The organism is Paenibacillus wulumuqiensis, from assembly GCF_000971965.1.
GTDB lineage: Bacteria > Bacillota > Bacilli > Paenibacillales > Paenibacillaceae > Saccharibacillus > Saccharibacillus wulumuqiensis.
On record NZ_LAQP01000019.1, the window covers coordinates 78,046 to 104,532 of the forward strand.

The 26,487-nt window shown below is 50.4% G+C and carries 21 protein-coding genes; 7 read left to right on the plus strand and 14 right to left on the minus strand.

Annotation, left to right across the window (positions count from 1 at the left end):
- Positions 1-106: 106 nt before the first annotated feature.
- Positions 107-535, minus strand: a complete 429-nt coding sequence (locus WH45_RS20935; protein ID WP_046216355.1) for a GNAT family N-acetyltransferase — start codon at positions 533-535, stop codon at positions 107-109.
- An 843-nt stretch (positions 536-1,378) separates the two neighbouring features.
- Between WH45_RS20935 and WH45_RS20940 the strand changes: the two genes are divergently transcribed.
- A complete protein-coding gene (locus WH45_RS20940) occupies positions 1,379-1,990 on the plus strand; it encodes a superoxide dismutase (protein WP_046216356.1) in 612 nt (203 codons plus the stop codon).
- A 322-nt stretch (positions 1,991-2,312) separates the two neighbouring features.
- On the opposite strand, the gene WH45_RS20945 is transcribed toward WH45_RS20940, so the two are convergent.
- From WH45_RS20945 to WH45_RS20970, 6 genes are all read right to left on the minus strand, one after another.
- Positions 2,313-3,461, minus strand: coding sequence for an oligogalacturonate lyase family protein (locus WH45_RS20945; protein ID WP_235338440.1), 1,149 nt, complete (start codon positions 3,459-3,461; stop codon positions 2,313-2,315).
- A gap of 225 nt (positions 3,462-3,686) precedes the next feature.
- The gene (gene mutY, locus WH45_RS20950; RefSeq protein WP_046216357.1) at positions 3,687-5,132 is read right to left on the minus strand and encodes an A/G-specific adenine glycosylase; all 1,446 of its coding nucleotides are present in this window, start codon (positions 5,130-5,132) and stop codon (positions 3,687-3,689) included.
- A 16-nt stretch (positions 5,133-5,148) separates the two neighbouring features.
- Positions 5,149-5,550 carry a holo-ACP synthase gene (gene acpS, locus WH45_RS20955; RefSeq protein ID WP_046216358.1) on the minus strand — a complete coding sequence of 134 codons (402 nt, stop codon included), beginning with the start codon at positions 5,548-5,550 and terminating at the stop codon, positions 5,149-5,151.
- A 260-nt stretch (positions 5,551-5,810) separates the two neighbouring features.
- Entirely contained in the window at positions 5,811-6,617 is an 807-nt protein-coding gene (nadE, locus tag WH45_RS20960) for an ammonia-dependent NAD(+) synthetase (protein ID WP_046216359.1), read from the minus strand.
- A 210-nt stretch (positions 6,618-6,827) separates the two neighbouring features.
- A complete protein-coding gene (locus WH45_RS20965; protein ID WP_046216360.1) occupies positions 6,828-7,262 on the minus strand; it encodes a BrxA/BrxB family bacilliredoxin in 435 nt (144 codons plus the stop codon).
- A 189-nt stretch (positions 7,263-7,451) separates the two neighbouring features.
- Positions 7,452-9,149 carry an ATP-binding protein gene (locus WH45_RS20970; protein ID WP_052723894.1) on the minus strand — a complete coding sequence of 566 codons (1,698 nt, stop codon included), beginning with the start codon at positions 9,147-9,149 and terminating at the stop codon, positions 7,452-7,454.
- Positions 9,150-9,454: 305 nt separating this feature from the next.
- On the opposite strand from WH45_RS20970, the gene WH45_RS20975 reads away from it, so the two are divergent.
- On the plus strand, positions 9,455-10,729 hold the full coding sequence (locus WH45_RS20975; RefSeq protein WP_046216361.1) for a BaiN/RdsA family NAD(P)/FAD-dependent oxidoreductase: 1,275 nt from the start codon (positions 9,455-9,457) through the stop codon (positions 10,727-10,729).
- A gap of 164 nt (positions 10,730-10,893) precedes the next feature.
- Here the strand turns inward: WH45_RS20975 and WH45_RS20980 are convergent, their stop codons facing one another.
- On the minus strand, positions 10,894-11,796 hold the full coding sequence (locus WH45_RS20980; RefSeq protein ID WP_052723895.1) for a glycerophosphodiester phosphodiesterase family protein: 903 nt from the start codon (positions 11,794-11,796) through the stop codon (positions 10,894-10,896).
- Positions 11,797-12,498: 702 nt separating this feature from the next.
- Here WH45_RS20980 and WH45_RS20985 point away from each other — a divergent pair.
- On the plus strand, positions 12,499-12,966 hold the full coding sequence (locus tag WH45_RS20985) for a MarR family winged helix-turn-helix transcriptional regulator (protein WP_046216362.1): 468 nt from the start codon (positions 12,499-12,501) through the stop codon (positions 12,964-12,966).
- 142 nt (positions 12,967-13,108) lie between these two features.
- Here the strand turns inward: WH45_RS20985 and WH45_RS20990 are convergent, their stop codons facing one another.
- From WH45_RS20990 to WH45_RS21005, 4 genes are all read right to left on the minus strand, one after another.
- Entirely contained in the window at positions 13,109-14,638 is a 1,530-nt protein-coding gene (locus WH45_RS20990) for an ABC transporter ATP-binding protein (RefSeq protein WP_046216363.1), read from the minus strand.
- 1 nt (position 14,639) lies between these two features.
- On the minus strand, positions 14,640-15,242 hold the full coding sequence (locus tag WH45_RS20995) for an ECF transporter S component (RefSeq protein WP_046216364.1): 603 nt from the start codon (positions 15,240-15,242) through the stop codon (positions 14,640-14,642).
- Between the two features lie 212 nt (positions 15,243-15,454).
- Complete coding sequence (locus WH45_RS21000; RefSeq protein ID WP_046216365.1) at positions 15,455-16,210, minus strand: energy-coupling factor transporter transmembrane component T family protein; 756 nt, start codon at positions 16,208-16,210, stop codon at positions 15,455-15,457.
- A 185-nt stretch (positions 16,211-16,395) separates the two neighbouring features.
- On the minus strand, positions 16,396-16,728 hold the full coding sequence (locus tag WH45_RS21005; protein WP_046216366.1) for a hypothetical protein: 333 nt from the start codon (positions 16,726-16,728) through the stop codon (positions 16,396-16,398).
- A gap of 359 nt (positions 16,729-17,087) precedes the next feature.
- Between WH45_RS21005 and WH45_RS21010 the strand changes: the two genes are divergently transcribed.
- From WH45_RS21010 to WH45_RS21020, 3 genes are all read left to right on the plus strand, one after another.
- Complete coding sequence (locus WH45_RS21010) at positions 17,088-17,567, plus strand: GAF domain-containing protein (RefSeq protein ID WP_046216367.1); 480 nt, start codon at positions 17,088-17,090, stop codon at positions 17,565-17,567.
- 219 nt (positions 17,568-17,786) lie between these two features.
- Positions 17,787-19,589 (plus strand): oligoendopeptidase F, encoded by a 1,803-nt coding sequence (gene pepF / locus WH45_RS21015; RefSeq protein ID WP_046216368.1) that lies wholly within the window; start codon positions 17,787-17,789, stop codon positions 19,587-19,589.
- Positions 19,590-19,928: 339 nt separating this feature from the next.
- Positions 19,929-20,531, plus strand: coding sequence for a nitroreductase family protein (locus tag WH45_RS21020; protein WP_046216369.1), 603 nt, complete (start codon positions 19,929-19,931; stop codon positions 20,529-20,531).
- 99 nt (positions 20,532-20,630) lie between these two features.
- On the opposite strand, the gene WH45_RS21025 is transcribed toward WH45_RS21020, so the two are convergent.
- Together WH45_RS21025 and WH45_RS21030 are read right to left on the minus strand one after the other, a co-directional pair.
- Positions 20,631-21,314, minus strand: a complete 684-nt coding sequence (locus WH45_RS21025) for a hypothetical protein (protein WP_152663619.1) — start codon at positions 21,312-21,314, stop codon at positions 20,631-20,633.
- A gap of 111 nt (positions 21,315-21,425) precedes the next feature.
- A complete protein-coding gene (locus WH45_RS21030; RefSeq protein ID WP_046216371.1) occupies positions 21,426-22,430 on the minus strand; it encodes an LLM class flavin-dependent oxidoreductase in 1,005 nt (334 codons plus the stop codon).
- Between the two features lie 282 nt (positions 22,431-22,712).
- Between WH45_RS21030 and WH45_RS21035 the strand changes: the two genes are divergently transcribed.
- Complete coding sequence (locus WH45_RS21035; RefSeq protein WP_052723896.1) at positions 22,713-26,417, plus strand: collagen binding domain-containing protein; 3,705 nt, start codon at positions 22,713-22,715, stop codon at positions 26,415-26,417.
- The last annotated feature ends 70 nt before the right edge of the window (positions 26,418-26,487 follow it).

Below are 26,487 nucleotides of genomic sequence, written 5' to 3' on the forward strand. Positions count from 1 at the left end.
GAAAAACACACCTGCATCCCTTATAAAGCTGGAAGGCAAGATGTGTCCATATATACAAAACAGTATGATTTAATCTGTAATTATCTTCTAAGTTATCTCTATAATATTATGCGTTAGCTGCTACAATGCTCAACTTCTCGTACGTACGAAGAATTTTGCTCTCATCATAGCCCAGAGCTGCATACAGTGGCATTACCGCCTCGTTATGCTCGTCTCCTGCGATCATAATTCCGCTGACATTACGCTGCTGGAAACGTTTCTCCATAGCTGCGACCAGCGCTTTGCCGATTCCTTTGCCTCTCATATCCGGATGAACAGCAATACGGTAATAACAACCGAAATTGCGGTCAATCGTACCAATTAACAAGCCAATAATTTCTTCTCCCTGCTCCGCAACCATAATCAGTTCGGAATCCCAGGACAATTGTCTCGCAAAAGGTCCCATTGTATGCTCATAGCATTCTTCCGACAGAGCTACCTGAAGCAGCTCCTTCACAAGGTTCAAATCACTTAGCTTAAAGGAACGAATTTTCATGATCCAAACTCCCTTTTCATCAGCTTGATAAACACCGTTTCGTTAATAACCCCTGACAATCATGCTACAACACAAAAAAGAAGGACATTTGCGTATACTACCCCATACGCCCTACATAAAGAGTTGTGTAAAATCCTGCTGTACAGGAAGACGATAATACGGCAAAAAAGCGCAAATAATTGCACAATATAATCTCAATGTTAATTAAACCACAACTTTCGCGGAATTACATCACTTTTCTTATGAAAGCGCTTCATATCTCCGTTTTTCGCCAATTTGCTTTAGCAAAATACAATTATTGTTAACACCTCATGCCTGTATGAATATCGATTAATTTTAATAAATATTCATTGTAAAAGTGACATCTCGAATTGAAATTATATTAGCAACAAATACAAGTATAACACTACCATCGTCATGTCACTATACTTTTTGTCATAATTAAGCATTATGGCTTATATTATGTCGATAAAAAAAGGACGCCGGACGTATGGCAGACTCTACCTGCACTGGAATAGTACAGCATATGTGCATTTACCCATTCCTCCTGCCATCGGTTTTCTCCCTATTACTGCAGGCCAAGGAGTAAAATTCCGTCTGACAATCCATCTCACCTGGATACAGCGGAGTGTAAAAACACAACAGATAACGTACGATTCCCCCTGATTGAGTGAAGTAGAAATAAAAATAAAATCCTCCGCAGCCCGCGCCACATGGACTTTCTAAACACAAATGTTGCTTTAGTCTCAAATATACGGTTTAATAGAGACAGTAACATGTTTATCTACATAGGGGACTTCTTTTATCGGTATCCCCAATCCAAATCTCAGGAGGTATTTTACGATGGCATTCGAATTACCAGCATTACCGTACCCTAACAACGCTCTGGAACCCCACATCGACGAACAAACGATGATGATTCACCACGATCGTCACCATAACACATACGTAACCAACTTGAACGCTGCTCTGGAAAGCGCTCCTGAACTGCAAAGCAAAAGCCTGGATGAACTGATCAGCGATCTGAACAGTGTACCTGAAAATATCCGTACAGCCGTACGCAACAACGGTGGCGGACATCACAACCACAGCCTGTTCTGGGAAGTTATCGGTCCTGATGCTGGCGGCGCACCTACTGGTGAACTGGCAGCTGCAATCGACAGTGAACTGGGCGGCTTTGACAAATTCAAAGAAGATTTCGCCAAAGCGGCTACAACTCGCTTCGGTAGCGGCTGGGCTTGGCTGGTTGTCGGCAAAGACGGCAAACTGGCAATCACAAGCACTGCTAACCAGGACAGCCCGGTAATGGAAGGTCTGACTCCACTGCTCGGTCTGGACGTATGGGAGCACGCTTACTACCTGAAATATCAAAACAAACGTCCTGATTACATCTCCGCTTTCTGGAATGTAGTAAACTGGGACGCTGTAAACGCACGTTACACTGCTGCGAAGTAATCGAAAGATCCCCTTTCTTACTTAACAGCAACGATATATTTGCATCATTGGGTGGGCTGCTTATGCGGCAGTGTTTACTCGGTGATGAGCGGAAGGCTGCCTGTAGTTTATGGGCAGCTTTTTTGCTGTTTTGTGCTGTTTTTGCTGCCATTTGGAGGTGGCTGTTGATATTCAGTTTGGCAATGCGGATGGCAGCACTCCACTCCGAAAAGGAATAAGAGCACGTCCTCCGGTTAAGCCAGCACAAACCAAACGCAAGGGGAATAAAGCAGCTCCATACGGTTGTGTACTGCTTTATTCCTCTTCTCTTCCCTTTTGGCTTTTACGGCTGCCATAGAGGCAGCGTGGTAATATCATCAGGGAGTTCGACCATGTAGATATTGGCGTAGCCGGTGCGGTCGCTGGTGTAGAAGAGGCGGCGGCCGTCGGGGGTGATGATGGGGTGGGAATGGACTTTATTGGAATGGAAGCTGCACTTCAGTTCGCATAGTATGCGTGGACCGTCATAAGCTCCATTCGAACTCCTTCTCCAGAGGCTGAGGGTCTGCACCTCCGCCTGGCCGTCTGTGACGGTCTGTTGCTGGCTGTCCAGGTAGGCATGCCAGATGGCGAATGGGATAGGCTGCTCCTGTCGATTGGAGTTATCGTAACGGATGCTGCCCCAGAAGGATGTGCCATCCGAGCGTATTCCATGGTAACCGATCATCTCGCCGTCGTTCAGGAAATGCTCACCTTCTACAGCCTCGCCCGGTTCCACTCTTGAATGGATCGGCCAGACTTCGCCGGTGCGCAAATCCATTCCCCAGATGCGGTGATCGACCTGAGACCATGGATCTTCATGGCAAAAGGTCAGCAGCCAGGGGTGCACGGGTGAAGCATGAACATGTGTAATGACGCTTGGCTCCTCGTGGATGATCTCTGATCGTCCGGTCTGTATATCGATCGTTATGATCTGGCTGAGCAGCGGAGAGGCTTCTGATGTAGGAAGATTCCTGTCTTCATAATCCATCCCGGACCAACGATTCCTCCAGATACATGTCAGTACCGATTCACCATCCGCCGTGCAGCTGATATTGCCCAGCCGGAATCCTTCGGGGCAGCGGTATTTGACCCGCTCGCGGAAAGAGGTCAAGTCCAGCAGCGAGATGGTATCCTCCTTTTGCAGCAGCGCCTGCTGTCCATCCGGGGTCAGGCAGACGCCCAATTCGTCGTTATTCGTATAGGTAGTCAGCTGGGTCATCTCTCCGGTCACCAGATGGATCGAGAACAGGTTGGCGCTGTTGTCCCTGTCGGATACAAACAGTAGACGTCTGCCTTCGTCATACAGCCCATTTTGGGTAAAATGCAGATGCCGGCTGTGTCCCCTGTAATCGGTCAGTTGATGCACCTGTACGCCGGTCAGTGGATCATCATACTGTTTGCGCTCCGGTGCCCAGATGGTCCCTTTGACCATGGCTATTGTTCTGGACATGATAATCCCTCCTCCATGCTGTTAGTGAACAGCCGCATAGACCGTTCCGTTTTCTCCTATCTAACGAGTACCCGGCTCTCGAACGACCTAATCAGTTACCCTATCTTGCAGTGCAGCTTCGGAGTTCAGTATGGGTATACTGTAGAATCCCGACCACATAGTAAGAGTCCCGGCCGATTGGATCTGGCAGAGACTCTTAAGATGTATCTGTATCTGTTTATCTATCTATTTCTCGTTAAAATACTGCTGCAGAATCTTCAGGAACAGATTGGGGAACGCGTACTTCTCCATATCTTCCCGGCTGATCCAGCGGTAATCATAGTCAAAGGCTTCACCAAGCAGTGTGCTCGGTACGGCCGCATAGGCTTCCTGCTGCTCGGCCACATGACTGATCTTGTCCATCGTGTCGGTTGCCGCGCTGACGGCCAGCTGCTGGCGGATATTCTCCAGGCTCTCCGGGGTTGTGCCCGAGAGCTTGATATCGAGCGTACCCTGTTCCAGCTCCTGCATCTTGCTCACCTGCGGCTGACGGGTACCGCGAGATGGCTTGGCATCCGTATGAATGGCCGATGGGTCTGTATCCTTTACGGATACGTCGGCATTCGTATTCGCAGATGCATTTTCGGCTGCAGTTGATGCTGCCTGCTCAGCGGATGCATTCACTTCAGTGCAGAGGAACACACGCATATACCACTGAATATGGCTAAATGTATGCTCTGCAGTCATCCATGCTTCACCCGGCCGTATATCCACGCCTTCATTATGCAGCGCCTGACTCAGCCGCTGCATGGCTGCTTCTTCGGATAGACCGGCACCGGCGCCAGCTTTTTTGGATTCTTCCGCGATGACATGCGGCAGCTCCCACATGCGTGCGAGCAGTCCTGTCGCCGGACGCTGACGAATCAACACTTTACCCGCATGTTCCCCTTCGCCCTCGATCACCGCCAGCAGACGATGCTCCGGACGCGGCGGCTTGGCCTTGGTCTTGATCGGCAGCTGCTCTTCCATTCCGTTAATTCGTCCTTTGCAATGCTTCATGACGGGACAGGTCAGGCAGTGCGGCGACTTGGGCGTACAGATCAGCGCGCCGAGTTCCATCAGCGCCTGGTTGAAATCGGAGGCTCTGCCGGCAGGAATTAACTCGCCGGCCAGCTTTTCCATTTTGATCCGGGTCGGATTCTTAGCAATATCATCCTCCAGGCAAAAATAGCGTGACAGCACCCGCATCACGTTGCCGTCGACGGCAGGCACGGGTACATTGTAGGCGATACTGAGCACAGCGCCCGCCGTATATGGACCGATTCCCTTCAGTGCGGAGATCTCTTCCGGCGTATCCGGTACGATACCGCCGTGACGCTCTACCACCTGCTTGGCAGCAGACTGGATATTGCGGGCGCGCGAATAGTATCCCAGCCCTTCCCAGCACTTGAGTACTTCCTCTTCCGGCGCATTCGCCAGAATCTCTACGGTCGGGAACTTCTCGACAAAGCGCAGAAAATACGGAATAACCGTATCGACCCGGGTCTGCTGGAGCATAATCTCCGAGATCCAGATATGATACGGATTCCGGCTGCGCCGCCAGGGCAGATCCCGCTTGTGTTCGTCATACCATGCCAGCAGTTCGCGGCTGAAATAACGCTTCGCTTCCTGTTCTGCTGTTATATTGGACATTCTAATTCTCCCTTGTTCAAGCCTGTATTCTCTCTACGACAGCAAATGCCGAAGCAATCTCTGTCTGGTGTGAAATGCTCAGATGTATATGATAGGCTGCCGCTCCACCTTCCAGATTCAATCTGTCCCATGCGGCTTTGGACAGCTGGACGATCGGCTTGCCCAGGGCATCCGGCAGTATTTCCATATCGGTAAAATTAATCGTACGGCCGATTCCGCAGCCAAAAGCTTTGGTGATCGCTTCCTTGGCGGCAAATCGTCCGGCAACAAACTCGTTTAGCTTGGCGCCTTTGGTTCTGGAGATGGCGAGTTCCTGCTCGGTCAGCACCCGGTTCATGAATTTCTCACCTTGCGGGCCGCTGATCAGAATGGACAGCCGTTTGATCTCAAGTACATCGTGCCCTACTCCATAGATCAAGGTTGCTCTACCTCCTGCATGATCGGATTCCCTTATTGTAACAGAGGTGGCCGGATAAATCTCCACTGACGGAGGTATTCATCCAATCTTCTTCCATCCTGAAAATACATTGTCTCCATCTGGTTACAACAGAGCTGCAAATCCCCTCACAGCAGATGTCTCTTCATGAAAAAGGACAGCCCTTCCAAAATGGAAGAAGCTGCCCGTTCTACGCCTTCCGGCATCTCTACCTCTATACGTCAGTCTGCCGGGAAGTTGTATTAGATACCCGGAATCGGATCGCGCTTGTGCGCTGTACGTTTGTAATACGACTCCAGTTTTTCCGCTACTGCAGGAGCGATAGTTTTGCCTTCCAGATAGTCACTGTTATCGGCATAGCTGATACCCAGTTCAGTCTCATCGGTCTGGTTCTCCCACAGACCGGCTGTAGGGGCTTTGTCTAGGATCGACTGAGGAACGCCCAGATGGGAAGCCAGCTGGCGCACCTGACGCTTGTTCAGGCTGCTCAGCGGCGTGATATCCACCGCACCATCACCGTATTTGGTAAAGAAGCCCGTGATCGCTTCGGAGGCATGATCCGTACCTACGACCAGCAGATTCATCGCATTGGCAATACCGTACTGTACCACCATGCGTGTTCTCGCTTTGATATTACCCTTGGCCTGTGGAGTGATCGGCTGCTGCTCCAGCTGCGGCATCACACTGTTCACGATATCTTCGATCGCATCCACGCCTTTTTGTACATTCGTCTCAACTTTGTATTTCAGGTCAAAAGCTTCTGCCGTCGCATAGCTGTCATGGATATCCACCTGGGAACCATAAGGCTGGAAGACACCAACCGTCTTGTATTCCTTGCCTGTGGACTCGCTCAGCTCATCGGTCGCACGCTTGCACAGTCCTGCAGCGACAGCGCTGTCGATGCCACCGCTGATCGCAATCAGAAGTCCGTTGGAACCGGATTTCTCAATGTAGGATTTCAGAAAATCCACACGCTTGCGAATCTCTGTCTCTGGCTCGATTGTAGGTTGAACTTTCAGGTCATCAATAATTTGCTGCTGCATACTCATATTGTCATCCACTCCTTCGGCTATTCTGATCTGTCCTGCGGCTGTACCGGCGAGGCTTCTGGCGGACCAGGGAACCTGTAATATCAGCTTTCCCGCTCCCTGAAGCTACCAGCACAGCATACATTCTATTAATATATACCCAAAACACAAACATCCTGCAACCATCACATAAAGTGACAGGTGCAGGATGTGCATAACAGCTGCTCAGGATTACTGGCAGTATTTTGCGAAAGCTTCGTTCAACGCTTCTGCAATATCTTCAGCCGAGTGGTTCTCGATCTGGTGACGCTCGATAAAGTGAACCAGTTCGCCGTCTTTGAGCAAAGCAATCGACGGGGAAGATGGCGGATACGGAGCAAAGTACTCACGCGCTTTGGCAGTGGCTTCTTTGTCCTGACCGGCAAATACAGTATACAGATGATCCGGCTTCACGCTGCCCTGCAGGGCATGGGCTACACCCGGACGACATTGTCCCGCTGCACATCCGCAGACGGAGTTGATAACAACCAGTGCTGTACCAGAAGCATTCTCCAGGCTCGCTTCCACCTCTTCAGGTGTGCGCAGCTCGGTAATCCCGATGCTGGTCAGCTCGTCACGCATCGGCTGAACCATATCTCTCATATATTGATCAAATGACATGGACATCTTATTCACTCCTTACTTTTAATAAGCATTAACTTATATTATACACAGGTTGCCCGAGAATACCAACGCACGAGGCCGGATTCGGGCAAATTTTATCACATTATACCTGCAGAAATGAGGATCTTCTTAGTCTTGAAAATGAGAAACATTTAGCTATCCGTACTCCTGTCCCATGGAGAGCCGGAGAAATCAGGCCAACTCTTCCGGTGCCTCTTCTTTGGGTCCAAACGAATGCGAGAAAATAACCGAGAACGTTGTGCCTTCCCCTTCCACCGAATCCACTACAATACGGCCTTGATGACGCTCCACAATGCTGAGACAGAGAGACAATCCAAGACCCGTGCCTTTGGCTTTGGTCGTATAAAAAGGCTCAAACAGCTTGTCCAGCTTCTCCTGCGGTATGCCAGGACCGGTATCGCGGATGCGCATAATCACTTCATGAGCAGTCGCTTCCGTCTCGATCGTCAGCTCACCCTTGTCTTCCATCGCTTCCATGCCGTTGCGTGCCAGATTGAGGATCAGCTGCTTGATCTCTTTGGAATTCAGATCGAGCCGCGGTACATCCTGACCCGGGATAAAGGCAATTGACTGTCCACGCAGATTGGCATCCGCCCATAATAGCGGCAGCAGCTCCTCGATAATGGCATGCAGATCATACAGCTGCTTTTCGACAATCCGGTTCTGCGCCAGAGATAAAAAGTCATTGATAATACTGTTGGCACGGTCCAGCTCATCCATAACGATCAGATAGTAATGATCGAGGGAAGCTGGACTTTTCTCCCGCATCAGCTGCAGGAAGCCGCGAACGACCGCCATTGGGTTGCGAATCTCGTGCGTGATGCTGGCCGCCATTTTGCCGACCAGACTGAGCTGCTCGACATGGCTCAGCTCGTTGCGCAATCGTTCTACCTCGGTAATGTCCTGGGCGATGATCACCACCCCGGTCAGATTATGCTCCGGTAACTGGCGGATCGGTGCTACACTAATATAGAATGTTCCATAATCCAGCCGCATGAGTTCATTATGAATAACTTGTTCCTCGGGCAGCTGTTGAATAATTTCGATCGTATGCTTGAGTCCCGGAGTAATCGTTTCCGGATTCAGCTTGAACAGGTTCACATCAAGCGCTGTTTCCTTTGTAATATCAGGCAGCGAACGCTTGAGGATTGCCAGTGCCCGTTCATTAATAGCCGTAATCTGTCCATCCGCATCAATGGATGTGATCATCATCGGCGCTACATTCATAATTTGGCGGAGCTTCTCCGCCTCGGTAATAACACGGTTGGACAGTTCGAGCATTTGCTGATTCAGCTGCTTGCGTTCCATGATCCGCTCAATCGCCTGAATCGAATAACTCCCCGCAATCATTGCTGCTCCCACAATCAGGAGAATGATCCACCAGGTACCAGTATCCAGATTATGAAGGCGCATACGCAATCCGGCAGCAAGCATTGTCAGGGTAGCGCTTAACAGGATCAGCAGCCAGGTAATCAGCCGTTTTTGCCGAAGAGAGGATTTGGCGAAATGGGGCGAGCATAACGCAGCAGCAGGATATAATAACACACCGCTATGGACGAGAAAATCAATCACTCCGCTGCCGGCACCGAGCATAAGATACATCAATGTCTCCAGTATGAGCAGCAGAAGCCCGCGTGCAGCCCCTATGTAGAGCACTCCAATAACCAGAGCCACGAGGCTCATCTGAATCTCAAGCGTAATCGCACTATAGATGGAGAGTATCCAGCAGATCACAATGCTGAACGCGGACGAGAGCATAAGAATCGGGGAATATCCCCGCCAGGTCAATCGTACACTGTGCAGGGAATCATCGCCGCTGCGTTCCACGATGTTCGAGAACAAAAACACGGCAGATCCTACAGCCAGCATTTGCAGCAGGATTTCCTTTACTGCAATAATAATGATGTGCCCCTCCCTCTCTCTCTGTCGTAATTCGATTAAAGCATAGCAGGCCAAACATTACAATATATAGTATGTTGACCCAGCATTTTCAAGCCACTAATACAATACCCCTAATAATGCCAATTATAAACAGATTCCCCCCGGCCTGGCCGTTTGCTGCGCTTCGGGACGCCAAAATGGTCGAAAACCTTGAACTTTAGCCGTTTTTCCCTATGGATTAATGGTATATTAAAATAGTGATTCATGACATCAGATAAAAAGGAAAGATACATTTGAAATACGATATTATTGTAATTGGCGGCGGCTCTGCCGGTCTGATGGCCAGTGTAGCCGCCAGTGAAGACGGTGCCAGCGTACTGCTGGTGGATAAAGGCAACAAGCTGGGCCGCAAGCTCGGTATCTCCGGCGGCGGCCGCTGCAATGTGACCAATGCCAAGGAAATTGACGAACTGATCAAATATATTCCCGGCAACGGGCGTTTTCTGCACAGCGCTCTCGCCAAATTCAGCAATACGGATATTATGCGCTTCTTTGAAGATATGGGCATCGCCCTCAAGGAAGAAGACAATGGACGCATGTTCCCGGTGACCGACAAAGCCAAGACGGTCGTTGATGCGCTCGTAAACCGAGTACGCGCCCAGGGCGTGGATATCCGGGTCAACAGTCCGGTAGCGGAAGTGCTGTACGAGAATGGAAAAGTATACGGCGTACGCCTGCGCTCCGGCGAAGTTATCCGCAGTCATGCGATAATTGTCGCTGTTGGCGGCAAGTCTGTACCGCAGACCGGCTCCGAAGGTGACGGCTATCCTTGGGCAGAGCAGGCAGGACATACGATCACGGAGCTGTATCCGACCGAGGTGCCAATCACCTCACCGGAATCCTTTATCCAGAGCAAGGAACTGCAGGGATTGTCCCTGCGCGATATCAGTCTGACCGTATGGAATCCAAAAGGGAAAAAGCTGGTCACGCATGATGGTGATATGCTGTTCACCCACTTTGGCATCTCCGGCCCGGCGGCTCTGCGGTGCAGCCAGTATGTCGTCAAGGCACTCAAAAAGTTCCCGGTCACTTCGGTACAGATCACCCTGGATATCTTCCCGGACAAAACAGCCGATGAGATCTATCAGGAGACGCTTCAGCTTGCCGAACAGGAATCCAAAAAAGCGATCAAAAACGTACTCAAAGGCTATATTCCAGAGCGCCTGATTCCGCTCATTTTGCAGCGCTCGAATCTGCCCGATGATCTGACCTATCATAATATTCCGAGACAGCAGTGGATGGAGATGGCTCGCCTGATCAAGCAGTTCCCGATTGCAGCCAATGGCACACTGTCGCTCAAGGAAGCCTTTGTGACCGGCGGCGGAGTGAACCTCAAGGAAATCAATCCGCAGACGATGGAATCCAAGCTGACCCAGGGGCTGTATTTCTGTGGGGAAGTGCTGGATATTCACGGATACACCGGCGGCTATAACATTACGGCTGCCTTTACGACCGGACATACGGCCGGCAAAAGTGCAGCTGCGGCATTGCAGGAATATCGCGGATAGGCGAAGCCTGCTGTCTGCTGCTCCAGTCCGCTTCCTTCTATAGAAGAATGCAGAAGTACAGCTTAAGCAGCTGGAGAGCGACTTATTTCTGATTTCTCATCACAAAGCCCTTTGCGCTCGCAAAGGGCTTTTCCTGTTGGCTGTATTTTCCTCCAAAAAATCGGTTACATCTGCCACCCGTACGCACCCTGCTGCTCATTCAGATAGCGAATCAATGCTTCGGTGTAATCCGTCTGGATCATATTGAATCCGCGCTGCTGATGCCACTGCCAGCCCTGCTCCGGGTCAATCAATGAAGCGCCATCCGTATGACCGCCGCACAGCGAATCCCACATCGTATTCACCCACAGTCGGCAATCCTGATCCCTGATCTTCTGCAGCACAGACGGATGAATCAGCATACTGTCTTCCTCTTCAAAGCAAATCTCCACGGCCTGTGGACGGATCTGGCTGAACAGCGCATCCAGATCGTATATCAGCGGTGTATTGGATTCATCCAGAATATGCATGTACAGCGGCGGTTTGATTTTATCCTGCAAAAAATGCCGTACCTCTTCCGGAGACGCATTGCTTTTGAACAGGGCATGATCCACCGTACCGGTACGCAGCAGCGCCGCATATACTTCCTCGCGGAATTCCCAGCATTTGTCCAGGTTGATCATCGCCTTGCTGCGGATCAGGATCAGCGCTTCCTCGAGCGTAGGGATCGTATAGTTGGTCAGCGGCTGACAGGCGCCTCCCTGATACTGGCGTAGTCGCAGGCTGCGCAGCTCGGACAGCGTCATATCAGCAATTCTTCCTGTTCCATCGGTCATCCGGTCCACGGTCTCATCATGCATCAGCACAAGCGCACCATCGTATGTACGATGCACATCAATCTCGATCATATCAGCCCCTGCCACGATCGAATACTGAATCGCCGCCAGAGAGTTCTCCGGTGCCTGCTTCCAGTTGCCACGGTGTGCAGCGACCATCATCCGCCCCCGGCTATCGAGGAAGCTGGATATAATCTCTTCAATCACAGGCCTGTACTCCTCACGCCAGATCGTCACGGAATCATCTCTCATCGCATCTATTCTCCGATTCATATATTCACTCATATCCTTAGGGTAATGTTGGAAAATGACTTTCTACTACTCTACCCTTCGAGCGTTAACTGTAATGGATATTTGTGCAATCCCTATGTAAAAGCTTCAAAACAGTTACTAACACTATATACACAAATTAGGACCAGATATCAACCGTTTTTACCCAAGTTATCAACATGTTATACACAGCCTGAGGATAGATTTTAGTAAATCCTTACCATTCTATACACAGGCAAAAATAAATATGCAAAATCATACGTGGATAAATAGTGGAAAATAGCCGTTTTTTTCGAAATGATTGCATATGATCACAAAAATATTCATGAAAATCATCCTTTTGAAGGGCATGTTTATTTATACACAATGTTATCCACAAATTCTATCCACTTATACACAAAAAGTACACAGGCCAGGTATAACTATTTTCCATTTCTCATTTATACTCCATTTGTAAAAAAAATAGTTATCCACAACCCTTACAACGTATTTGCGCCTTCCTTTTTCCATTCACTTAAACGCAATTTAAGATTTAAATTTAATATTTAAAAAGTCCGGCATTGTGACAAATCACATATTCTTCTATTTTAAATGGTTATAAGATAAATCTAGATTAACGTTCCTCTTCTATTACTTTATCCAATAGATTCTATAGAACTCATCATCAGAAAGGGTGACTGTATCATGATTAACATGTCTATGAACAATACCGAACAATCCATGCATCTATACCGTGTCTTCGCCAAGGCCTTCAAAAGTTTGAGTGAACATGCTGTCGCCGGCAGCAAAATCGAAGGATTTAACTCTACTGCCTTTTCCGTTATGGAAGTACTATATTTCAAGGGCGCCCAGCCTATTCAACAGATCGGGGCCAAACTGCTGCTGCAGAGCGGCAACGTTACCTATGTGATCGACAAACTGGAGCATGGTGGACTGCTGCGTCGTCATCCTTGCCCTACCGACCGCCGTGTGATCTATGCCGAGCTGACCGACCGCGGACGTGCCATGATGGACGAGATCTATCCGAAGTACGAAGACCGTCTCAGCTATGCTCTGGGCGGGTTGAATGTACAGGAAAAGGAACAACTCATCTACCTGCTCAAAAAGCTCGGTATGGAAGCTGAACGCCTGTCTCCTGCTGCGCGTAAGTAATCATTCACGCATTCACTATATCGTATATGCAAAAAGCCATTTCTATTTCTCCAGCCGCATACAGGCCGGGAAAAGGAAATGGCTTTTTGAGCAGCAGCCCGTCTCTGTTCTTCATTCCGATTAATGAACAGTATGGACATGCTTATACCGGGCTGGCTGCTTCGATCAATCGTCCCTGCTCCAGAGTGAGCATCCGATCCGCCCCCGCAAACAGCTCCGGTTCATGGGTAACGATGAGCAGCGCAGCTCCCTGGTCTACCGCCCTGCGGCACAGATACAGCAGACGGTCGATGGTCAAATAATCTGCCGCCGAGCCGGGCTCGTCCAGAATATACAGCGGACGCGGCAGCAGGAACTGGCATACCGCCGCCAGCAGACGCTTTTGCCCGCCGCTGAGACTGTACGGAGAATCTTCGCGCCGCTCCAGCAGTCCGGCAAATCGCAGCATATCCTCCGCCTCCTGCCTGTAACGATCCGGCAGTGGATCGCGGGGGTGCAGATTCAGACTCGCCCGGACACCGTATACACACTCTTCCCACACTGTAGCAGCGACCCACTGGTGATCCGGATGCTGGAACAGATACGCCGTATCTGCAGCCCGGTCATAGATCGACTGCCTGGCAGTATCCTGGTGGTTACGGTAAATGCTTCGCATTGGCGGCTGCAGCAGACCGGACAGCAGACGAGTCAGTGTCGTCTTGCCGGAACCATTGGCACCGCAGAGCAGCACCATTTCGCCCGGTTGCAGAGTGAGATGGACATCATCCAACGCCGGACGAAGGGCGCCGGGGTACATATAGGTCAGATCAGATACCTTCACAACAGGCTGTCGATGATGATTCATATTTGCAAAAGGCTGCTTAACTGTATCGTTATCTATAGAAGCATCTGCCTGCTTATCATTATGACTCACCGTATCATGGGGCAAAATATACATCTGCTCCAATAATTCACGGTGATTGCGCAGCAGTTCATCCGGCGGTCCTTCCAGCAGGATACGTCCTTCCGACAGGATCACGACCCGGCTGCACTGCAGGACCGTCTTATCCCAGCGGGCAGAAGCCGTAATGAGCGTACCTCCTGATTCATGCCAGTGTTCTATAATGCGCAGTACGTCCTTTTTCCCTGCCGGGTCCAGACTGGCTGCAGGTTCATCCAGAATGAGCAGCTGCGGCTCCAGTGCCAGGACAGCGGCCAGTGCTGTACGCTGACGCTGACCACCGGACAGCTGGTGCACATATTCATGACGAACGGATTCCAGAGTCAGCGCTTCGGTCAGACGATCCAGTCGGCGGCCGATCTCCTCGCCCGCAACGCGCAAATTCTCCGGTCCAAAAGCGATCTCATCTTCGACCGTGCCTACGACCAGCTCGGCATCCGGGTCCTGTCCCAGCGATCCCATCCGGCTGGCGAGCAGACCCGGCTCTGCTGATCCGGGGTCCATATCGCCAATACGTACCGTTCCTTCACGCTGGCCGCCAGCAATCCTCGGCAGCTGTCCATTGATCACACGGCAGAGCGTCGATTTGCCGCTGCCGCTGCTGCCGATAATCATCAGCCACTCACCGGCACGCACATCCAGCGAGATCTGCTCCAGTGTCCGGCGATCGCTGTCTTCATACGTGTAGGATACTCCGCTGAGTTGTAAGAACGGTGCTGAATCAGTAAGCATATTAACGCTCTTTGGAGAAAGCGGCAAACCGGCGCAGCAGTCCTGTACGACCAATCGCCTTGCCAAATACAACCGTTAGCATACCGCACAGAATGACACCGCTGGCGATTCGTACGATCATCGCGATACTCAGCACGGTCATACCCCATTTGGAATAACCGAACATTTGGATCGCTACCAGGAACCAGATCGGTACCATGGCTCCGCCGACCAGCATCATTACACCCATCGACCAGCGACGGTAACGCAGCAGCGCAAAGATCAATTCCGCGATTACCATATAACAGATCGCTGCCGCAAAGGCTGAAGCAATCCCGTACGATGTACCGACAAAACACTGCACCAGCGCACCAAGGGCATAGGTGATTACTGCCGTACCCGGTTTGCGGATAATATAGTAGGCCAGCAGTCCATAGATCATATACAGACCGGTAATGCTGGACGTCATAATCGGACCGCCGATGCTGCTCAGCAGCTGATTTACTCCGGACAGGTACATGGTCATTACCGCATTGGCCGTCGCCAGCAGAGCCATGAGTACGATCTCCATAGTGGTAAATGCCTGCAGGGTTTTATTTACACTGCGATTCATTACATTGCTCATAAAAAAGTTCTCTCCTCAAACTTTTATTGTTAACTACTTTTAATAATTTAGGTTAACAATAAGAATAAGTCAATTTTTTTCTTCTTAGCCGGCTGGTATCCAAAGTCAGCCTTTGTCGTGTCGGCTGCCTGGCAGCGGATATTTGCTCCCGGTGTTCTCTGTCTGTTTAGCGATATCATTACTGTACTTTACATGTCCTTTGTCCGGAACATCTATACCGTGAGATACAAAATTATCGTGACCAGTACACTGCCACCCATCCAGTACGGTGCCGATGAAGGCAGTACAAATGGATGATAAAAGGTACGATCCGGATAGGCCCCGAACCCTTTGGATTCCATGGCACCTGCAATATGCTGGATACGGCGGATCGAGCCGGTAAATATAGCTCCCATATAGTCTTTGGTCTGCAGCAGTGCAGCCAGTCCGCGTGCCCTTTGCTGGCCACGCAGCCGCCGGGCAGCTAGAGTCAGCCGGGCTTCTTCACGCAGCAGTGGCAAAAATGTCAGTGCGAGTGCCAGACCATATGCCAGCCGGTAAGGGACCTTCAGCTTCAGGACAAGTGCACCCACCAGCTCACGGTAATCGGTCGTCATCGACAGAGCCACCGAAGTCAGACACAGAATAAAAATGCGCAAGGTCATCACTGCTCCATATTCCAGTCCTCCGGAAGTCAGCTGCAGCGCTCCCCACTGCCACCAGATATCCCCCTCTCTGACCGACAGCATGGATAGGCCAAAATACGGAATGCCGATCGCAGCCAGCAGCCGGATCAGCGGCGTACTCACCATTTGTCCGGAACCGAGCACTATGGCGATCCATACAGCGGCAAATAACAGCAGCTGCGGCAGTACGTGTTCGATATGAACGGCCAGTACCGAGATGCACAGCAGCATGACGATTTTGGTCAAAGGGTCTATCCGATAAAGAAACTTGCGGGACCCGGATTTATTGTTCGTTAAAGTCATGCAATCTATCCTTTCTGTTAATGGAACATTCATATATTGACGAAAAACCGCCGTTCCGTCAATCCCCGTTCGTCTGCAGGTGCTCTCTTCCGCCCCGCTTCGCACAAAAAGAGCGTATCCCATAATGCATTATGGGATACGCTCTTCTCATGAAGGAAGACCGCTGCAGCCTATGTAGTCAGCGATCAGACAACGACAGATGATTTTTTTTCCGAGCGGGTACGGTCAGAGAGGTTACCGGTCTGATGGGAGACCACTTCACTGCACAGCATGGTAAGACGTTTGCGGATTTCTTTGAGTTCTCCGATACCTGTGCCGGTGATCATATATTCCTCACCATTGGCCGTCAGCATATTTTCCGTAGTGAGATGCTCCAGTTCCTGCTTTACTTCGCGATCTCCTACACGATAGCCGTGACTCTCCAGAATCGGCTGCATATCGTTGATCGTCAGCTTATGCTGAGTAGCCTGGTGCAGCATGTGAATTCGGATAAAAAGATTTTGTACCTCCGCATGCATATACTCTTCTCTCCTTCCAGTGATGTGTAAGTTATGAAGGCCGTGTATCCATTCCTGGCTAAGAGTTCGTACAAACAAGGATATAGCCGCGGCAGACCTAGCCTTTTCTGTCCTTAAGGGCTTCATGCTGTACTTACCCTCCTTGCCAGCTTGGTAAACATATTTCCGGTGTTTTATTCCAAATTTTACCTTATGTACTGAGAGGGTATATTCCTGCAGATTACATCGTATCTTCATTTGCAAAAACACCTGCGGGTTGTATACTATCCCTATGCGCTGTCACCGAAGTCCCGCTTCCGTACAGCTGCCATCCCTGCAGAAGATGATCTGTAAATTCTATTTCGGAAAAGGTGAATCTCATGTTTGAAAATATAGCTTATTCCGGTTCCCGTGAAGAGCAGTACAGCATGGCACTCAGCCAGCTCAAAGGCCTTATTCACGATGAACCCGACCGTATTGCCAATCTGTCCAATGCGTCCGCTCTGCTGAAGCAGTTTCTGACCGATACCAACTGGGCAGGCTTCTATTTGTATGACGGCAAGGAACTGGTACTCGGTCCTTTCCAGGGACTGCCTGCCTGCATCCGTATCCCGCTGGGCAAAGGCGTATGCGGTACATCTGCAGCCGAGCGCCGTACGATGCTGGTCGACGATGTGCATGAATTCCCCGGCCATATCGCCTGTGATGCCGCATCCAACAGCGAGATCGTAGTGCCGCTGGTCAAAGACGGCGAACTGATCGGTGTCATCGACATCGACAGCCCGCTCAAATCCCGCTTTGATGAACAGGATCAGAAGTTCCTCGAGGAATTCGCTGCCATTCTGGTACAGGCGATCTGAGCAGGTTGATTGTTTTTCGTTCCGTTTTATCCGGTTCATATTTTAACGTTTGTGTTTGAGATACATGTTAATCGTTATACTGCAGGCAGCTTTATTCATTTTCGATGAGTAAGGCTGCTTTTTTATACTTATGCATGTCATTTTTACTTTAATGTGGAATAAACTTATACTATTGTTGTGACATATTATTTTACATAATCCCGGAAAGGAATGAATGAAATGTCAAAAACATTGACCCGTTCTGAAGTCCCTGTCTCCTCCACCTGGAATCTGAGTGATCTGTATGCTACCGAAGCTGACTGGGAAAAGGATCTCTCCGCTTTGCAGCAGCTCGCTGAGGATATCCAATCGTACAAAGGCCGTCTCGTCGAATCCGCTCATACGCTTTTGCAATGTCTCGATATGCAGGAGACCCTGATGCAAAAGCTGATAAAAGCATCCAGCTATGCGAGCCTGCAGCAGTCCGAAGATGGCACCAATCCGTCCAATATCGCCCGTGCTGCCAAATCCGGTGATGTATTATCCGCTGTCTATGCCCGGCTGACCTGGATCAATTCCGAGATTCTGGAGCTGCCCGAAGATACGATTGCCGGTTATATCGCCGGTACGCCGGAACTGGCGGTCTATGAACGCAATCTGAACCTGCTGCTGAAGACACGCGCCCATCGCCTGTCTCCGGATGTGGAAGCTGCGCTGGCATCTCTTGGTGAAGTGACCGGTGCACCTTACCAGATCTATCTGCGCAGCAAGCTGGCGGATATGTCGTTTGACGATGCGGCGGATCAGGAGGGTCAGGTGCAGCCCGTTTCTTTCCGATTGTATGAAAATGCGTATGAAGTCTCGCCGGATACGGAACTGCGCCGCAGTGCTTTCGCCTCCTTTACCCGGACGCTGAGCCGTTACCGCAATACGATTGCCGAGACGTACGCAACCGAAGTGAAAAAGCAGATCGTCATGTCTCGTCTGCGCGGCTATGAATCGGTCACGGATATGCTGCTGCAGCCGCAGGAAGTCACCCGGGACATGTACGACAATATCCATAATGTGCTGCTCCGCGAGCTGGCTCCACATATGCAGCGGCTCGCCCGGCTCAAGCAGCGCCAGCTCGGACTGGACCGCATGACATTCTGTGATCTCAAGGCACCCCTTGATCCCGATTACAATCCATCCGTATCGTTTGAGGAAGCAGCCGACAAGGTCAAGGAAGCTCTCGCAATCATGGGAAAAGATTATATGGATATTATGCAGGAAGCTTTCCGCTCCCGCTGGATCGACTATGCGGACAATACCGGCAAATCGACAGGTGCATTCTGTTCTTCCATTTATGGAGAGCATCCGTATATTCTGATGGCATGGGCAGACAATATGCGCAATGCCTTTACTCTGGCACATGAACTGGGACATGCCGGGCATCTGACCCTGGCTGCCCGGAATCAGCGTCTGTCTAATTATCGTCCTTCCCTGTACTTTATCGAAGCGCCATCCACCATGAATGAACTGCTGCTGGCTGATCACCTTATGAAGGAATCGGATGACAAACAGCTGCGCCGCTGGGTCATCCTGCAGCTCCTGAGCACGTACTACCATAACTTTGTCACCCATCTGCTGGAGGCCGAGCTGCAGCGCCAGGTCTATGGCGCCGCGATGCAGGGACAGGCAATCACCGCAGACTGGCTTTCTTCCACCAAAGGATCAATTCTGTCCGGCTTCTGGGGAGATACGGTGGAAATTGACGAAGGTGCAAGACTGACCTGGATGCGCCAGCCTCATTATTATATGGGTCTGTATCCGTATACGTATGCTGCAGGACTTACCGCTTCCACCGCTGCGATGCAGCTGATCCGTGAGGAAGGACAACCTGCCGTGGATCGCTGGCTGCAGGCGCTTCAAGCCGGTGGTTCGCTGCCGCCGCTCGAACTGATGAAGCTGGCCGGTGTCGATATGTCCGGACCGGAACCCATTTCCACGGCTGCTGCTTATGTCGGTTCCCTGATCACCGAGCTGGAATCACTGTATGAATAATGAACAGACTATTGCTTTATTACCATTCCAGCCGAGCGTTATCATGCTGAATATTATCTGATTAGCCTGATATCACACGGGATCGGAAATGCAGTACAGTAGTCATTCTAAAATCAGGACAGACCACAGCAAAAAGGCAAACTACAGTATCCCTTTTTTTTGAATAGCCGCCTGTCATCGGCAGCAAAGCCCCTTGATAATGCTCTGCTGCCGTTACAGCGGCTATTTCTCTTTAAATTAAGATTATTTTCTCAAAAGGCTTGATTTCTGTTTTATTTGTAGTATCATTATAAAAGTAAGTAACAAACATTTACATATAAACGAGGAGGATTACCGAATATGTCTACTGAATTTATGAAAGCTCTTGAAAACCGTCGCTCCATCTATGTGATCAGCAAGGAATCGCCAATCGAAGACAGCAAGATTCAACACATCGTTGAAGAAGCCGTTAAATACACACCATCTTCCTTCAACTCCCAGAGTGCGCGTGTAGTCGTACTCGTCGGTGAGCAGCACGACAAGCTGTGGGATATCACTACCGAGACACTGCGCGGTATCGTAAATAACGAAGAACTCTTCCAATCCACTGCCGACAAAATGAACATGTTCAAAAACGGTTACGGCACCGTATTGTTCTTTGAAGATATGGACATCATTGCGAACCTGCAAAATCAGTTCGAAGCTTATCGTGATAACTTCCCGCTGTGGGGACAACAGGCTAACGGCATGCTGCAGCTGGTAATCTGGACTGCACTGGAAGCAGAAGGTCTGGGTGCTACTCTGCAGCACTACAACCCGGTTATCGACGAAGAAGTAAAATCCACGTGGAACATTCCTGCACAATGGCAGCTGGTCGCTCAAATGCCTTTCGGCAAACCGGCCGCACCTGCTGGCGAGAAAACGTATCAGCCGGTAGACGAGCGCGTGAAATTTTTCAGATAATAGTCGCTCCCACCATGCATAACACATAACAAAAGCTCCTGCCATCCGATTGCGATGACAGGAGCTTTTTGCTGTTGTTGGCTCATATGAAAATACGTATTATTCGCCGACCGAGCTGCCATCCTGATACTGGGTACGGATACGCAGTACATTGCCGTCTTTGTCCAGATCCAGACGTACGGTTGTACCTTGCAGCTCTTCATTTTGAGGCTCTTTTTCGCCTTCAAACTGGGCAGACTTGGTATATGTCTTTTCTTTCTCACCCTGTTTGATGACAACCTGGGTAGCTGTCTCGGACACATACTGTCCTACCAGATCCTGTTGGGAATTATCTGCATCATCTGCTTTGTCGGCAGGCTCGGCTACAGTGATCATGCTATCCTGTGCACTCAGCGTAACACTGATCTGCTGGCCCGCCAGATCGGTGGAAGGCGGCAGGGAAGCTGCCGGCTCATACGAATTGCTTTTCGGAATGACCAGCTGCTTGCCATTGACCTCCAGCGTCATTGTATCTTCATTCTCGGCTACATAAGTACCTACAAGATTATAATCCGAATCGGTATTGGACTTGTTCGGATCGCTGGAATACTGGCGGAAATCCGCATCTGTCGTTACCGGGTTGGTATTATCCTTTCCGGTATCTTCCGGTTTGGACTCAGCGGCACTTTGTCCGGCTGTTGTCGGATCGTTGCTCTGGCTTTCCTGTGCATCGCTGCAGCCTGCTATCACACTGGACAACAGCAACGCTGCCGCTGCACTCATTTTAAATGTTTTTATCATCATGCCAAGCCCCTCTCTGTAATCTCCGTTACGGGAATCAATTTACACACTCACATATTTCTTTACCCCAAACCAGGGTAATTCCAAACGTTAATTAAAGGGAGCACCTGCCCATTACAATTCAAACGCTTCGGCCAACAGCTCAATCGCGCGCATCCGGTTGGCAAATCCATAGATCAGCGGCAGGATCAGCACTTCATCCACCTCATAACTGGCAGCCAGTTCTTCAATCCCCTGCCGTACATTATCCGCAGTCCCCACGAGCATCCGACTGCGGTTGCGAGCAATCACTTCCCTGTCCTTTTCCGTATACTCCTGAAACTGTATCGTTGCCGGCGCCGGAAAAAAGGACCGGCGCTGCCCCTTATTCTCTGACATCAGCAGCCAGTAATCCCAGCTCCGGGCCAGCTGTTCGGCTTCTTCCTGCGTATCGGCCACTGTCACGAATATACCGACCATGCCGCTTGGTTTCGCCAGTCCGGCGGAAGGACGAAAGTCTTCCCGGTACTGCCTCATGGCCGCACGGCCGACCGATGATGCATTGATAAAATGGGCAAAGGCCAGCCCGGTTCCATGAGCCGCAGCCAGCTGGGCTCCTCCGCGACCGGTTCCCAGCATCCACAGTTCGGGCCGGGTGTCGATCATGGGGGTTGCTTTCAGACCTGGAAACCGGTGATCCGGCGAATCCTCATCATGCAGATAGCGGATCAGGTCGACAAGCTGCTGTTCATAAGGCACAATTTCGGTGCGTCCCTCGTTCAGCGCCTGCTTGCCAATCCGGCCGGCACCGGCAGCCCTTCCGGCTCCGAGATCGATCCGGCCCGGGTGCAGTGCTTCCAGTATGCGAAAGTTCTCCGCTATTTTGTAAGCACTATAGTTGGGCAGCATGACGCCGCCCGAGCCAATCCGGATACGTTCGGTCTGATCTGCCAGATGCATCATCAGCAGCTCCGGATTACTGCCGGCAAGCGGTGGCAAATAATGATGCTCCGACACCCAGAACCGACGATAGCCCAGACGGTCTGCGGCTCGTGCCAGCTCGGCAGTTTGCTGCAGCGCTGTACGATCATTGCTGCCTTCATCTACAGGCGAATAGTCCAATATCGATAATGAAATCATTCCGATTTCTCTCCTTTCTCAAATCAAAGAACCAATATTTCCCATGTTTCGCACGATGTATTCTGGTTAAATTGAGAGGGGCGTGTAGATTCCTAAATATGCATATTATTTTTTTGCGATTCCTAAAATATTATCAACAAATTATTCTATATAATCATGTATAATGAATCAAACACGTTTTACATAAAAAGCCAGCAAAGAGATATCCACCCTTATCTCTTGTTGAAGGAGTGTTTCTGCAGCCAGCGTATTGCTAAAACTACACATAAAAAGGAGCTACTCATGAAAATATTTAAGAAAGTAAGTATGTTATTGCTTACTTTAACTATTGTATTACCGGGTCTGTTCGGTTCTTCGTCCATCTATGCTGCCGATACAGGTACTTCTTCCGATACGGCTGTCTCTTCTGCTTCACCTTCCGATACAGGAGCAAGCGTACAGTCCGACACCTATGGTCAGCCGGGGAGTGGCGGCACAGATAAGGCCCCAGGCGGGAATGCTGAATCACCTTCTACGGATACGGACACTCAGCCTCCTGCAACTCCCGCAGCTGATACATATCAGAATATTATCACACGGATATTTCTAACGGATATTAACCAGAATGTGATTGATGGTCAGGTCAACCCGGATACCCAGATTGACCCGGATGCGCCGGTATATCTGAATTACGAGTGGGCTCTGCCGGATGACGGTTCCTATCATAACGGCTCTACGTTTGAATATGATCTGCCGTCCGCTTTCCAGCTGTACAACGATATTACGAATGTGCCTCTGCAATTTGAGGATGGCACAGTGGGCAGCTTTAGCGCAACACGCAGCGGACATGTCACGATGACATTTAACGATACGATCGAACAATATTCGAATGTACACGGAACGATGCAGTTCCGTACCGCCTTTAGCCAGGAAGTGACCCATGGCAGCACCGAGGTACAGATTCCGGTACCTGTGAATGGAGACTCCCAGTTCATCCTGGTTTATTTCAAACCGGATAAAGGCACTTCCATCAGCAAGCGCGGACAGGCGCTCGATCAGAACCATATCGAGTGGACGATCGACGTGAATACAACCAAGGAAAAAATCGAGAATGCGGTAGTAAGCGATCCGATCGCTGCAGGCATGTCACTGGATACAAGTTCGATTCAGCTTTATGAGCTGAATGTCAATGTAGATGGTACCACTACCCGCGGACAGCAACTGACTTCCGGCTACCAGCTGGAAGCTGACAGCAGCAGTTTCAAGCTGACACTGGAGCCGGTCATTCGCTCGGCTTATCGCATTACCTATGTAACCGACATTACAACGGATACACAGAGTAAATTTACCAATACTGCCTCTTTTGCCAGCAACAAAGGCACACTGACTGCCAAAGCGGAAGTATCGGTGGAACAGCAGTTTTTGACCAAAAAGGTAGAACATTACGATGAGCAGACCGGTATCATTTCCTGGTCTATCGGCTACAATCTGAACAGCCGTTCAATTCCCCAGGCTCAGGCCATGCTGCAGGATCGCTTTAATGCCAGCCAGCAGCTGGTACAGGATTCCATCAAAGTATATAACGCGACTACAAACCTTCTGTTGACTGAAGGCCAGGACTACACGATCACACCGGCACCGATCAAAAGCGGACGTACCGGATTTGATCTGAAGTTCCAGTACGATATCAGCTCTCCCTACACGATCAAGTACCAGACCCAACCGGTAAATCGTGTGGACAAAGACGAGAAAGTAACCAACACCGTCACTTCGGGTGGAGCAAGCGATACAGCTTCCCAGGTGATCAAAAACGTGGTATTTACCAAAGTTCTGAGTGATGCCAACTATATCCGCAAGGATGCGACCTGGAAGCTGACGCTTAACCGTGATGGCTATCCAATGTCCAATGCAATCATCAATGATACATTCCCGAACAGCGGACTGGAATTCCAACAGGGCTCCCTGCAGATTCAGCGTGCGGATGGCAGTTTGTATCCGCCCTCTTCGTATACGGTAAGCAGCGACAATCTGCGATCCGGATTCAAGATTACGTTCCATACCGATCTCACGGAGCCGCTAACGATTACCTATCGTACACTGTTCGATGCGGAATGGAAAAAGGACAAGACCGATGTATCGTTTCTAAATCATGCACAGCTATCCTGGATCGAAAATGGAAAAACACGTACAGCCGACGCAGAAGCACGTTTCTGGCCGGATAGCATGACCGTGAATAACGGTTCCAAGGATGGTTCGTACAATGCAACTACCAAGCAAATCACCTGGAACATCAAAGCCAATTACAGCAGTCGTCAGCTGACCAATGCCTATATCGAAGATATGCTGGAACCGGGTCAATCGTATGTACCGGGCTCGCTGCAGGTCAACCATATGAATCTGGTCGGCGTCTGGAACAGCGTAACCCGGGGCAAAGCGGTTGCTCCGTCCGACTATACTGTCGTCCTTCCGGCTGATGGTGAGGATGGCGGCAAACTGCAGGTACGCTTCAACAAGCCGATCAATTCGCCGTACTGGATTACCTTTAAGACCACTCTGGACAATCATGTGGTGAAACCGGTGATTCGCAACAATGCTGTTCTGCACAGCGATCAGGCTGTCTATCCGTGGGCCGCGTCTGTGAGCATCCCCAAAGGTGGGGAGTATGTATCCAAAACTGGTACGCAGGATGGCGACAAAATCTACTGGACCGTCTATATTAATCGTGGACAATCCTATGTGGAAAATGCACGGATTACCGACAAGCCGACACCGAATCAGATTCTGCTGACGGATTCCTTTAACCTGTACTCGGCCAGTGTCGCCAGCAACGGCGGATTAGCCAAAGGAACCAAGCTTGTACGCGACACAGATTACAAACTGAGCATTACATCAGGCAGTCCGGAGCAGTTCGAACTGACTTTCCTCAAACCGATCCGTTCGGCCCTAATTCTGGAGTATACGTCCATGATTACGGCAGAAGACAGAGAGCAAATCGGGAACACCGTACAATTTGCCGGAGATGGCATTACAACCGGTACGATTGATACGACCAAGGAAATTATCGTGCGTACGTCTTCCGCTTCCGGTACCGGTACAGGAGTAGTAGGCAACCTCATCGTAACCAAAGTCGACAAGGACGATGCGACACTTCCACTGGAAGGCGCAACCTTTGTCCTGCAGGATGCAGCCAAAGCCAGACCGGCAATAACCGTCACTACCGATCCACAGGGCCGGGCATTATTTACCCGACTGCTGTTTGGCAATTATACATTGCAGGAAACGGTTGCTCCTGCAGGTTATATACTCGATCCAACCGTACACACGGTAACGATCAATTCCAGCATCAAGCAGTCCAATAATGCGCTGTTCCTGACGCTGACTAATACCAAGCAGCCGATCGTACCTCCGGGCAATCCAGATAATCCGGGAACGCCGAGCAATCCTGACAACCCTGGCAATCCAGGAAGCCCAGGTACCCCCGGTAACCCGGGATCGCCAGATAATCCAGGCAATCCGGGAAGCCCGACAGACAACAAACCGGATAACGACAAGCCGGGAACACCGTCTACTCCACCAGGTGGCGGCAATCCATCAGGAGGTACACCGGTAACGGAACCGACGATTCCGGTTGAAGACGAGCCTACTCCATCGGGTACGGTAGATCCGACCCCGTCCAATCCGTCCGTTCTACCGGAGACATTACCACCTTCACCAGACAATCCTGGTGAGCCGGATATGCCAATTCCGGACGAGCCGATTCCAAGCGGCACTGTTCCACCGGCATCTGCTCAACAACCGGATATTCCGGTGAATGACGAGCCGGTACCGCAGGGAACAACGCAGCCGGATCGTACTCCAACCCAGCAGCCGACGCTGCCGCAGACAGGGGAATCCAGCCGGATGCCATACTGGTTGACCGGTGCAGCCCTGCTGGCAATGGGTCTTGTATTGTATCAGGTACAGGCCGCACGCAGACGTTCTGCTGAACGCGGAACATCCGGGAAATAAATAGGATTATTTAACATAAAGCACCTGTCATCCGTTCGATGAGATTGGATCATCGTATACGAATGACAGG